This window comes from Vibrio jasicida CAIM 1864 = LMG 25398 (assembly GCF_000400365.1).
Classification (GTDB): Bacteria; Pseudomonadota; Gammaproteobacteria; order Enterobacterales; family Vibrionaceae; genus Vibrio; species Vibrio jasicida.
On the sequence record NZ_BAOG01000106.1, the window covers coordinates 1 to 11,948 of the forward strand.

Below are 11,948 nucleotides of genomic sequence, written 5' to 3' on the forward strand. Positions count from 1 at the left end.
CTTTATAAGATAAGAGACCTGCCACTATTGGCGGGTCTTTTTCGTTTTTGCTGACCTCGTAGGCATAAAGATAAAATAATCATGAATAAATATGTAAAAATATTGAATTTCTACTTTATTTTTATCTGTGATTATCGTAACGTTGAGGCATAAGAAAAAGTGAGCAAATGACCACCGATTTGGTCAACACTTAATGAAGAATACGTTAGCGTAAGCAATAGTCATCAGGAGAAACGCAATGGCATTATGGGGCGGAAGATTTACCCAAGCGGCAGACACCAGATTTAAGGACTTCAACGATTCATTGCGTTTCGATTACCGATTGGCTGAGCAAGATATTGTTGGTTCAATTGCGTGGTCAAAAGCCTTGCTTTCTGTTGACGTATTATCAGCAGAAGAACAACAAAAGCTTGAGCTGGCACTGAATGAGCTCAAGCTTGAAGTCATGGAAGACCCTCAGCAAATCCTACGTTCGGATGCGGAAGATATCCACTCTTGGGTAGAGCAGCAACTGATCAACAAGGTCGGCGACCTAGGTAAAAAACTACACACGGGACGTTCACGTAACGACCAAGTGGCAACCGACCTTAAACTTTGGTGTCGTCAGCAAGGCCAACAGCTGTTGATTGCTTTAGATCGTCTGCAAACACAAATGGTAGGCGTAGCTAAGCAACATCAAGGTACGGTGCTTCCGGGCTACACGCATTTGCAACGTGCTCAGCCTGTTACGTTTGCTCACTGGTGTTTGGCTTATGTTGAAATGTTTGAACGTGACTACTCGCGTCTGAGTGACGCACTTAAGCGTTTGGACACGTGTCCACTTGGTTCTGGAGCGCTTGCGGGCACCGCTTACCCAATCGATCGTGAAGAGTTAGCTCACAATCTCGGTTTCCATCGCGCAACGCGTAACTCATTGGATTCAGTTTCCGATCGTGACCATGTGATGGAATTGATGTCTGTGGCGTCTATCTCGATGTTGCACCTTTCGCGTTTGGCAGAAGATATGATCTTCTACAACTCGGGTGAATCTAACTTTATTGAATTAGCCGATACGGTGACGTCAGGTTCTTCTCTGATGCCACAGAAGAAAAACCCAGATGCACTCGAGCTTATTCGTGGTAAGACGGGGCGTGTGTACGGCGCACTTGCTGGCATGATGATGACAGTGAAAGCGCTGCCACTGGCTTACAACAAAGACATGCAGGAAGATAAAGAAGGTCTGTTCGATGCGCTCGATACATGGAACGATTGCATGGAAATGGCGGCACTTTGTTTTGATGGCATCAAAGTCAATGGTGAGCGTACGCTAGAAGCGGCGAAACAAGGTTACGCAAACTCTACCGAATTGGCAGATTATCTAGTGGCGAAAGGCATCCCATTCCGTGAAGCGCACCATATTGTCGGTGTCGCTGTGGTCGGTGCTATTGCCAAAGGCTGTGCACTAGAAGAGCTGTCGATTGATGAGCTGAAAGCCTTCTCTGAAGTGATTGAAGCGGATGTGTATGACATCTTAACCATCGACTCGTGTCTTGAGAAGCGTTGTGCACTTGGTGGTGTCGCGCCTCAGCAAGTTGCTTTCGCCGTCGATCAAGCAGACAAGCGCCTTTCTCAACGTGATACATCAGCAGTGAAAGTTCGACCTGCTCGTCTAACCGATATTGAAACCGTAGAAGGTATGGTTGCTTATTGGGCGAATATGGGGGAAAACCTACCGCGCTCACGCAATGAGTTGGTACGTGATATTGGCTCCTTCGCGGTTGCCGAGCATCACGGAGAGGTTACTGGTTGTGCATCTTTGTATGTCTATGACTCAGGGTTAGCAGAAATTCGTTCTCTAGGCATTGAAGCTGGTTGGCAAGGCCAAGGGCAGGGTAGTGCGATTGTGAACTATCTGGTTGAGAAAGCACGCCAAATGGCTATCAAGAAAGTCTTTGTGCTGACACGTACGCCTGAATTCTTTATGAAGCAGAGCTTCTTGCCAACCTCGAAGTCGTTGCTACCAGAAAAAGTACTGAAAGATTGCGATCAGTGTCCGCGTCAGCATGCGTGTGATGAAGTTGCACTAGAGATCAACTTGTTCGAACAATTGATCCAGAAAAGTAACGTAGCCTAGGTTGATGATTCTATTAGTATTTAAGAAAATACTAAAAAAATTGGAAAAAAACTTGGAACCTTTGAGAGGAAGCCCGGTCTATTAAAGTACCACTGCTTTTTCTTAGAAGAATCTAAGAGAGCCCCAAGACCGGTATTGGTTTTGGGGCTTTTTTCTATCTGTCATCTGGGTGATGAGCATCCTTACTTTCTTTTCCACGACGGCGCTGCCACGGCAAAACCACGAAGCGCATCCATAGGTGCAAAAACAGTAAGCCGTTAAATGCAAATCCGGCAAAGATCAGCGCGATCGATTCAATACTTTGTGGATCATCTTTAAACGCAAACCACCACACGATCCAACATAAAACAGAAAGTACCGTCAGTTGATCCATGCATCGTTGGCAACGTCCGATCTTTTTCCAAAACCAGTGCTCTTGGCAACTTCGACAAGCCATAGTTCTATCCACACTATCTATTTGTCCCTGATTATAACGGCTAACTCATGTTTGAGTTTCTCTTTGTCTGGTTTCTATGTCGTGTCTATCGAACCAAAAATGGAAAATTAACTTGGTTAAAAATGTGTAGCACGTAATTGGTGTATGGTGCGCTGTCAGCCTGACAATAGGAAAAATTATAATGTCGACAGAACTTAAAGTAGCACTAGGCCTTGCTGGTGGTTTCTTCACAATTGGTTTTACTGCCATTGTGCTTGTTAGCCGTTACGCAATGATGACTGCATAAACAACCACTTTGCTCAGTTTGAACTGATAGAGTTGGAATGAGAAAGCCTCGTCTATGACGAGGCTTTTGTTTGTCTGGGAGAGGTAAAGAGAGTGAGCGTTAGCAACCAGGTCCACAATCAAGACAATGTTTGATCATCTCAGGACCTAAGTGGAGCTTCGCATTCAAATCTCGTAGCGCAGTGCGAACGCCTTCTTCAATCACAGGGTGGTAAAATGGCATATCAAGCATTTCAGATACTGTCATTTTATTTTGGTGTGCCCAAGCAAGCAGGTGGGCTAGGTGTTCGGCGTTTGGTCCCATCATTTCTGCGCCCAAGAAGCGACCAGTACCTTGTTCCCCATAGACATGCAGAATGCCTTTATTTCGAAGCATAACGCGTGAGCGACCTTGATTTTCAAACGATACTTGACCGGTAGCGAAACAGCCACATGTGCCAAAACGCGTTTCTAGTTGCTTGAAGGTTTCTCCTACCATAGCAATTTGTGGATCAGAGAACACTGCTGAGATTGACGAGCGGCGCAGGCCTGCACGAATATCAGGGAAACGACCTGCGTTGTCGCCAGCAATACGCCCCTGATCTGCCGCTTCGTGTAATAATGGAATTTGATTGCTTGCATCACCCGCGATAAAGATGCTCTCTACCGAGGTTTGCAGAGTGTAATGATCCGCCGTTGGTACGCCGCGCTCATCCAGTGCCACATTGGTGTTTTCAATCGCTAGCTTGTCGACATTCGGGCGACGACCAGTTGCTGCCAATACGTAATCAACAATAAAGGTTTCTAGTTCACCATCGTGGTTGATGAATTGGATTTCGACCTTATCTTCACCGTCATTTTCTGGTGAAGTAATACGTTTCATGCTTTCGATTTTTACATCGGCATCAAGGTAGAACTCTTCTTTGAAGGCTTTATCGGCATACGCCATCACTTCAGGGTCGGTCAATGGTCCTACTTGACCACCAAGACCAAATAGCTTCACATTTACACCTAAGCGATGCAACGCTTGACCCAATTCAAGACCAATCACACCCGGACCAAATACGGCAACAGATTCTGGCAAGTCATCCCAATCGAACACATCATCGTTAATCACTAAGCGGTCGCCGAGTTCATTCCATACGGCAGGGTAAGCAGGACGCGAACCGGTTGCGATCACAATACGCTTAGCTGTGATTTGAGTGTGATCATCAACGATTAACGTGTTGTCGTTGGTAAACTTAGCATAACCCGACACTTTATCTTCAGCAGGAATCTCATCGACGCCTTCCAACACAAAGTCTACAAAGCGGTCACGTTCTCGCTTTACTCGGTCCATGACTTCACGACCATTAATGTAAATGTCGCCTTGTGGATGTACACCAAAGCCCGGTGCTTTCTCGATTTGGTGTACGCTTTCAGCGGCGGCGATCAAAAGTTTCGACGGCATGCATCCGACACGAGCACATGTTGTGCCGTAAGGGCCACCTTCAATCATCACAACACTGTCTGTGTGTGCTTTCGCTGCGCGGTAGGCGCCAAGACCTGCTGTACCACCACCAATAATTGCTACGTCGACATTTAACTGTTTCATAATGGATTCTCGTTTTTCCCAAACGTAGTTGAAGTGACTAAGTCGGGATGAGTGAATTTGAGTTCATTAATCTTGATAACTGGTCGAACGGTGAAGACGACCAGTTATCAAGACTAAGCATAGGAAGTGATTGAGAGGGATGGTCTCCCGGGCGAGGGATGCTCCGGGAGACCTAGGGCTGAGTTCTAGACAGCGAGATTGCCAACCCAAGCCCATTAGGCAAATTATTAACCTAGGTACGTTTCTAGCTCTTCGCTACCGCCGATGTGTTTACCACCGATGAACACTTGAGGTACCGTTGTGCGACCAGAGATTGCACGTAGACTTACTGTTGTTGCGTCTTTACCCAGAATCACTTCTTCATATTGAAGACCGTGGTCAATCAAGTTTTGTTTCGCCTTCATACAGAAAGGGCAACCTGGTTTAGTGAATACGGTGATTGATTCTTGAGTTTTGTACTCAGGAGCGATGTAATTCATCATCGTATCTGCATCAGATACTTTGAACGGGTCGCCTGGCTCGTTTGGTTCGATGAACATTTTTTCTACTACGCCGTTTTTCACTAGCATGCTGTAACGCCATGAACGCTTACCAAAACCAATGTCGTTTTTATCTACAAGCATACCCATACCGTCTGTAAACTCACCGTTACCATCTGGGATGAAAGTGATGTTTTCAGCTTCTTGGTCGGCTTTCCATGCGTTCATTACGAATGTATCGTTTACGGAAACACATAGAATCTCATCCACGCCATGTTCTTTAAATACAGAGAACAGTTCGTTGTAACGTGGTAGGTGGCTTGATGAGCACGTCGGAGTAAAAGCACCAGGCAAGCTAAATACGATAACCGTTTTGTCTTTGAACAAGTCTTCCGTGGTTACATTCACCCATGCGTCACCTTTACGGATAGGAAAAGTAACTTGTGGTACAGCTTGACCTTCTTTTGATGCAAACATGATGATTTCCTTTTAAATCTATGAATAATTCATTATCGAGCTTAGCGTTATTTAGCGCTCAGTTTCGTTTTCTTGAGCTCATTATTGAAAAAAAACTTTGATAGCTCTAATCGTTTAATGCTATGGTTTTGATAGATTATTTCTATCGCCAAACAAGAAGCGAATCGTACGTTATGAATATTCGAGATTTTGAGTACTTGGTGGCGCTTGCGGAGCACAAGCATTTTCGAAAAGCAGCGGAAGCCTGTTTTGTCAGCCAACCGACGTTAAGTGGCCAGATTCGTAAACTAGAAGACGAGTTAGGCACTGCCCTGCTTGAAAGAAGCAGTCGTCGCGTGTTGTTTACTGACTCTGGTTTACAATTGGTTGAGCAAGCAAAACGTATTTTGAGTGAAGTAAAAACCTTCAAAGATATGGCGAGCGGTCAAAGTGGTGCCATGACTGGCCCAATGCACATTGGCTTTATCCCAACAGTTGGTCCTTACCTCCTACCTAAAATAGTTCCTCACCTTAAAGAAGAGTTTCCAGATTTGGAGCTGTTTTTACATGAGGCGCAGACCCACCAATTGGTCCGTCAATTAGAAGATGGCAAGTTAGATTGTCTTGTTTTAGCATCGGTTGATGAGACTGCGCCCTTTAAAGAAATTGAGGTGTACAACGAGCCTTTAAGTGTTGCGGTACCTTGTGATCACGAATGGGCTGGGTTAGATCATATTGATATGCTCGACCTCAATGGCAAGACGGTGTTGTCTTTGGGTGATGGTCATTGTTTACGAGACCAAGCTCTGGGTTTCTGCTTTGCTGCAGGAGCGAAAGATGATGAGCGCTTTAAAGCGACTAGCCTAGAAACACTGCGTAACATGGTGGCGGCGGGAGCAGGGATTACTCTGTTGCCACAGTTGTCTGTGCCGCATGAAAAGAAAAAAGATGGCGTGTGTTACGTGCCAGCAATGAACCCAACACCATCACGCAGCATTGTGTTGGTTTACCGTCCTGGCTCTCCATTGCGTACGCGTTTTGAAACCTTAGCAGCGACCATCAAAAACATTCTTGAAGCGAAAGAAGCACCAATTGCAGCCTAGCTTTGAGATGCTGATATAAACAAAAGGGAGCCAATCGGCTCCCTTTTTCTTTGTTAGTATTGCGTGGTATTAGAACAGTTCTTCTGCACCGCCGCTACCACCAGAGTAGATGCTGTCTTCCAGGCTGTTGCCGACATACTCGGTTGGTTCTGTGCCTTTTTCGAAGTATTCGAACATGGATGAACCATCAACTTTATGAGTCAGTAGGCCACTATCACGATCGATACGAACTCGAACGATATCGTCTGGAATATTCTTACCTTGTTGAGGCACTCCGTCTAGTGCAGCACGCATGAAATCAATCCAAGCTGGTTCTGCCGTTTTCGCGCCAGATTCTGCACCAGAAATTTGGCCTTTCCCTAGGTTACTGTTCACAGTGGTACGGCCTAACGTGCGAGAGTGATCATCAAAACCAACCCATGCAATAGCCACAATACCCGGACCGTAACCGTTATACCAAGTGTCTTTTGAGTCGTTGGTTGTGCCCGTTTTACCACCGATATCACGACGCTCCAGTTTCTGTGCTCGCCAGCCGGTACCGTTCCAACCTGTACCATCACGCCAGCTGCCACCACCCCAGATATTGCTGTACATCATCTCGCGCATGATGAATGCATTTTGAGCAGAGATAACTTGTTTTGCATATTGTGGTGTGTCGTTTTCTAGAGCGTTATCAGGGGCAATGTTTTCCGTTGTTACATCTTGCTCACCAAATTCGGCTGCAAACTTATCTTCAGGCTGTACTGGCATTTGAGGGCAGTCGTGCTGACAAATCACTTTTGGGTTTGCCTTAAACAGTACTTCACCAAATGAGTTTTCAACGTGGTCAATGTAAAACGGTTCTACATAGTAGCCACCATTTGCAAATACAGAGTAGCCTTGCGCGACTTTCATTGGTGTTAAGCTACCAGCACCCAATGCGATCGTTTCTGAACGAGGCACTTGGTCAATATCAAACCCAAAGCGAGTTAGGTATTCACGTGTTTCATCTAGGCCAACTTCACGTAGTGTACGTACGGCCATTACGTTTTTCGACTGCGCTAAACCGATACGTAGGCGAGTTGGGCCAACGTAAGTCGGCGGTGAGTTCTTTGGACGCCATGCCGAACCTGAACCTGCATCCCACTTGTTGATTGGCGCATCGTTTACTAGTGAAGCAAGGGTTAAGCCCTTATTGATTGCTGCCGAATATATGAATGGTTTGATACTCGAACCAACCTGACGAATAGACATGGTTGCACGGTTAAACTTGCTATGAACAAAGTTAAAGCCACCAACTAGAGACAGTATTGCACCGTTTTCTGGGTTCATTGCCACAAACGCTGTATTTGCGCTTGGTACTTGGCTTAGCTTCCAGTTATTGATGGTTGTGCCTTCTTTATCTGTCGTACTGATTTCACGTACCCAGATTTGTTGGCCTACAGCTAAGATCTCTTTGGCTGATTTCGGTGCTCTACCTTGACGTTGATCAGTCAGGTACTTACGAGCCCAATTCATACCAGTCCAAGCGATGGTTTGCTCTTCGTTATTTTTCACCCAAACTTGCGCGGCTTTGTCATCGACTTTAGTGACAATAGCAGGATAGAGCTGGCCATAGGTCGGTTGTTTCTTCAGATGCTTTTCAATTTGTTCTGAATCCCAAGCCGTTTCGCCTTCTTTCCACAGTACTTTTTCCGCGCCGCGGTAGCCGTGACGTTCATCGTACGCAAGGATGTTATTGATGGATGCGGTATTTGCGGCATCTTGCAGTTTTGAATCTACCGTCATGTAGATATTCAAGCCTGACGTGTAAGCCTGCTCCGCACCGTATTCTTTTACTGCCCATGAGCGTGCTAACTCTGCAACGTATGGAGCAGAGAGTTCAATCTCAGCACTGTGGTAGCGAGCAACAATCGGCTCTGAACGTGCTTCATCGTACTGTTCTTGAGTGATGTATTTCTCATCTAGCATACGCATCAAAACCACGTTACGACGGTTTGTTGCGCGCTCTAGTGAGTAAAGCGGGTTCATGGTTGATGGCGCTTTTGGCATACCTGCCAGTGTTGCGATTTCACTCAAGGTCAGTTCATTTAAGCTCTTACCAAAGTAAACTTGAGCTGCTGCGCCGAAACCGTAAGAGCGGTAACCAAGGAAGATTTTATTGACATACAGCTCCATGATTTCTTGTTTAGAAAGCAGCTGCTCAATATGAATGGCGATGAAGATTTCTTTAATTTTACGCATGATCTTCTTCTCGTTAGATAGGAAGAAGTTACGCGCTAGCTGCTGAGTAATAGTACTCGCACCTTGTTTTGCTGAACCCGATAACGCAACAACAACAGCTGCACGCGTAATGCCGATTGGGTCAATACCTGGGTGCTCGTAAAAACGGCTATCTTCGGTTGCGATCAGCGCATGAATTAAATCTTGCGGAATTTCGTCGTAGGTAACAGGAATTCGACGCTTCTCGCCAAACTGTGCGATCAGTTTCCCGTCTTGACTAAATACCTGCATAGGTGTTTGTAATTCAACATTTTTTAGTGTTGCAACATCTGGCAATTCAGGCTTCACGTATTGATAGAAGCCAAAAATTGTGGTGACTCCAAGAATTATGCAAATCAATGTTAAAAATAATAAACGCTTTATGAACTTCACCGGAGAATCCCTGATTGGTTGAGGCTGTGTAACGGCAAACCCTTGTACTCTTAGGTCAAAAATTTAGCACATAAGAGATATTAACTCTTATTTGGATGCTAATAACAACCTTTGCACGAAGAAAATTCTCTGGGTGCTAATGACACTGGCACACAGGAATTTCGGAGCGAGAGTAGAGATGGATAAGCTATTAGTTACGGGCATAGATATCGGCCATAACAGCCTCAAAGCCGTGGTACTTAAACCCAATGGCAACAGTTATGCCTTACTGGGTTACAAAGAAATAATACTTAAAGAAGGTATTGTCGCTGAAAATAACACCATAAATCATCAAGAAATTGTAAAGACCCTAAAAGAGATGAAAAAAGACCTCCCTTTTAGGGCTAATCGAGTCGCGATTTCAGTTCCTGACAATGCGGTGATCAGCAAAAAACTGCAAATCGAACAAAGTTTAGAGGAAAGTGAAAAAGAGTTTGCCGTCGTACAGGCTTTTTCTCATCAATCGCCGTTCCCTGTAGAAGAGCTTAGTCTTGATTTTGTATTAGTGGAATCTGATGAGCAAATGCGTGGGACAGAAAGCTATCAAGTTTTCGCAACACGTAAAGACGTGGTGGAAACCCGCGTAGAAGCATTGCAAAAATCTGGTCTAAAAACCGTGCTGGTGGACGTGCATTCCCAAAGTCTTGGGCATATCTGGAAGTTAACCACGGAACGCTACCCTGACAAAAGCAAATACTGCCTACTGGACATCGGGGTATTAAATAGCTCGTTCACTATGTTTACCGAGCAAGGTGAGTTATTCCATAAAGAGTTTGTGTGTGGCACTCGTGCCGCTAGTGGCCTTTTGCACGACAACCCGCTTTCTGATGATGCTCAAGTCATGACAGAACAATTCAACCGTCAAGTTGTGGATCGCGTGAAACGTCAAATGCAACTCTATACCTCTATTAATGGTTCTCAAGATATTAAAGGTATTTGGCTCTCCGGTGAGGGGGCGTCCACCCCAATGTTAGCTGAAGAGCTCTCCAGTCAACTGGCGCTCGAATGTGAGTTGCTTAACCCACTGGGCTTATTTGAAATGAAAGTTTCTAAGCGCAAGCGCCGCGCCGCAGATTGGCAGCACTTCACTACCGCTGCGGGTTTGGCAGTTCGTGGTATCCAGTGGCTGGGAGGTCATCATGCTCTATCACATTAACCTGCTCCCTTGGCGTGAAAATCAGCGTGAAGAACACCGCCGCCGTTTTGTCGGTTTGATTGTGCTTGGTGTTATTGCGGCGCTGGGTGTGCAGTGGGGAATCGGTAAATACTACCAGTATCAACAAGATCAGCAGCAACAGCGTTTGGACTACCTAGCACACTATATATCTCAGTTGGATAAACGCATTGAGGCAATGAAGATTGCAGAGCAAGAGCACGGCAAAATCCTAGAGCGTTTGAAAACGGTGGAAGGTTTACAAAACGGACGTAACAAAACCACTGAGTTTATGAACTTGATGCCGTCGGTGATTCCGGATGGTGTCTACGTCGACAAAATCAAAATGAACGATTTTGAGATTGAAATCTCTGGTATTTCAGACAGCACACCACGTTTGGCGACGATGTTAGACAATATGGAACGCTCTGCGAAGTTACTTGATGTAGAGATGCATTCTATCGTTCATGGTAAAGCGCGTTTTGGTAAAGAGTTCCAAACGTTCAAAGTCTCTTTCATGTTTAAAGAAGCGGAAGGAGAGCAACGTGGTTAATTGGCAAGATCTTGATATGGATGAAATTGCTGAGTGGCCAGTGCTGCCTCAGTTAGTGGTCATCTTATTAATGGTGCTTTTAATCCAAGGTTTTGGGTATTGGTTTTACTTAAAGCCCGAAGAGGAGCGCTTGAATACGTTGATTCAAGAAGAGCAAACCTTGAAAGTCGCGTTGCGCATCAAAGCTAACAAAGTTGCGGCCTTACCCCAGCTACAATCTCAACTCGATGAGTTAACCACGCGCTACGAGTTGTTGCTTCAGCAATTACCTGCGCAAAAAGAACTGGCAACTATGTTGGCCTCAGTCAACGAACTCGGTATTGATAACAAACTGACTTTTACTCGGATTGACTGGGGTAAAAAACAATCTGAACACTTCCTTTATCGGTTACCGCTCAATATCGAGTTAACGGGAGACTTCCACGACATTGGTCGTTTTTCACAAGCGATAGCGACATTACCTCGCATCATCACATTTAAAGACGTGACTTGGCAGCGTGTCAGCCAAGAAAGTGAGACGTTGCACTTCCGTGTTAAGGCGAATACATACCAGTTCAAACCAGAGGAACAGAAAGATGCGAAATAGTTCTTTGCTGATGGTTTGTATGGTCACGTTGCTAACGGGTTGCCAAGCCAATGATGAGTCGCTTACCGGTTTTATTCGTGATGTAGAAAACCAAGCTCGACGTGACGTCTCCAAGCTCAAGCCCGCCGAAGAATATGTGGTGGTCAATTACGACCCTCAAATCATGCGAGCACCGTTTGAGCTGCCGAAGGAGGCGACTATCGCCACCCAACCGGTTGCCAGAGAAGACTGTTGGCAACCACCTTCAAGGAAGCGAACTGGCAAGTTAGAGCGTTTTCCTCTTGGGCAATTGCGTTTGAAGGGCGTAATGGGAATGGGAAGTAGCGTATCTGGGTTAGTCCAAGCGCCGAATGGCACTGTTTATAAAGTAAAACCGGGCCAATATTTAGGGCGCAACAACGGCAAGGTCACCCATGTATCCCACAACTATTTATTGATTAATGAAACTCTGCCAGACGGTCTGGGTTGTTGGCAAAAACGCAAAGTTAAGTTGGCGTTGAGATAGGCATAGCTGCATTTATTTTTGATATTGAGTAAT

General features: G+C 45.5%; 10 protein-coding genes. 6 read left to right on the forward strand and 4 right to left on the reverse strand.

Going from position 1 to position 11,948, the window contains the following annotated elements; all coding sequences use genetic code 11:
- Positions 1–238: 238 nt before the first annotated feature.
- Complete coding sequence (gene argH / locus VJL_RS22990; RefSeq protein WP_038881650.1) at positions 239–2,113, forward strand: argininosuccinate lyase; 1,875 nt, start codon at positions 239–241, stop codon at positions 2,111–2,113.
- 154 nt (positions 2,114–2,267) lie between these two features.
- Here the strand turns inward: argH and VJL_RS22995 are convergent, their stop codons facing one another.
- From VJL_RS22995 to VJL_RS23005, 3 genes are all read right to left on the reverse strand, one after another.
- A complete protein-coding gene (locus VJL_RS22995) occupies positions 2,268–2,549 on the reverse strand; it encodes a DUF3624 domain-containing protein (protein WP_038865512.1) in 282 nt (93 codons plus the stop codon).
- A gap of 385 nt (positions 2,550–2,934) precedes the next feature.
- Complete coding sequence (locus tag VJL_RS23000) at positions 2,935–4,407, reverse strand: dihydrolipoyl dehydrogenase (RefSeq protein ID WP_038881652.1); 1,473 nt, start codon at positions 4,405–4,407, stop codon at positions 2,935–2,937.
- A 227-nt stretch (positions 4,408–4,634) separates the two neighbouring features.
- Complete coding sequence (locus VJL_RS23005) at positions 4,635–5,363, reverse strand: redoxin family protein (protein WP_038865508.1); 729 nt, start codon at positions 5,361–5,363, stop codon at positions 4,635–4,637.
- 173 nt (positions 5,364–5,536) lie between these two features.
- On the opposite strand from VJL_RS23005, the gene oxyR reads away from it, so the two are divergent.
- Positions 5,537–6,445, forward strand: a complete 909-nt coding sequence (oxyR, locus tag VJL_RS23010) for a DNA-binding transcriptional regulator OxyR (RefSeq protein ID WP_038865506.1) — start codon at positions 5,537–5,539, stop codon at positions 6,443–6,445.
- A 69-nt stretch (positions 6,446–6,514) separates the two neighbouring features.
- On the opposite strand, the gene VJL_RS23015 is transcribed toward oxyR, so the two are convergent.
- The gene (locus VJL_RS23015) at positions 6,515–9,079 is read right to left on the reverse strand and encodes a penicillin-binding protein 1A (RefSeq protein WP_038881654.1); all 2,565 of its coding nucleotides are present in this window, start codon (positions 9,077–9,079) and stop codon (positions 6,515–6,517) included.
- 178 nt (positions 9,080–9,257) lie between these two features.
- Between VJL_RS23015 and pilM the strand changes: the two genes are divergently transcribed.
- Genes pilM through VJL_RS23035 form a run of 4 tightly spaced genes read left to right on the forward strand, consistent with a single transcriptional unit; the run spans position 9,258 to position 11,915 of the window.
- Positions 9,258–10,274 (forward strand): type IV pilus biogenesis protein PilM, encoded by a 1,017-nt coding sequence (gene pilM / locus VJL_RS23020; RefSeq protein WP_038865502.1) that lies wholly within the window; start codon positions 9,258–9,260, stop codon positions 10,272–10,274.
- Positions 10,258–10,824, forward strand: a complete 567-nt coding sequence (locus VJL_RS23025; RefSeq protein WP_038865500.1) for a PilN domain-containing protein — start codon at positions 10,258–10,260, stop codon at positions 10,822–10,824. Before pilM ends, VJL_RS23025 begins: the two co-directional genes overlap by 17 nt.
- Positions 10,817–11,410, forward strand: a complete 594-nt coding sequence (locus VJL_RS23030; protein WP_038865498.1) for a type IV pilus inner membrane component PilO — start codon at positions 10,817–10,819, stop codon at positions 11,408–11,410. Before VJL_RS23025 ends, VJL_RS23030 begins: the two co-directional genes overlap by 8 nt.
- Positions 11,400–11,915, forward strand: a complete 516-nt coding sequence (locus VJL_RS23035; protein ID WP_038865496.1) for a pilus assembly protein PilP — start codon at positions 11,400–11,402, stop codon at positions 11,913–11,915. Before VJL_RS23030 ends, VJL_RS23035 begins: the two co-directional genes overlap by 11 nt.
- Positions 11,916–11,948: the final 33 nt, after the last annotated feature.

Bases quoted from the DNA above. Each gene is read 5' to 3' on its own strand.
- VJL_RS23005 (WP_038865508.1), bottom strand. From the start codon at position 5,363: ATGTTTGCATCAAAAGAAGGTCAAGCTGTACCACAAGTTACTTTTCCT.
- argH (WP_038881650.1), top strand. From the start codon at position 239: ATGGCATTATGGGGCGGAAGATTTACCCAAGCGGCAGACACCAGATTT.
- VJL_RS23025 (WP_038865500.1), top strand. From the start codon at position 10,258: ATGCTCTATCACATTAACCTGCTCCCTTGGCGTGAAAATCAGCGTGAA.
- VJL_RS22995 (WP_038865512.1), bottom strand. From the start codon at position 2,549: ATGGCTTGTCGAAGTTGCCAAGAGCACTGGTTTTGGAAAAAGATCGGA.
- oxyR (WP_038865506.1), top strand. From the start codon at position 5,537: ATGAATATTCGAGATTTTGAGTACTTGGTGGCGCTTGCGGAGCACAAG.
- VJL_RS23035 (WP_038865496.1), top strand. From the start codon at position 11,400: ATGCGAAATAGTTCTTTGCTGATGGTTTGTATGGTCACGTTGCTAACG.
- VJL_RS23000 (WP_038881652.1), bottom strand. From the start codon at position 4,407: ATGAAACAGTTAAATGTCGACGTAGCAATTATTGGTGGTGGTACAGCA.
- pilM (WP_038865502.1), top strand. From the start codon at position 9,258: ATGGATAAGCTATTAGTTACGGGCATAGATATCGGCCATAACAGCCTC.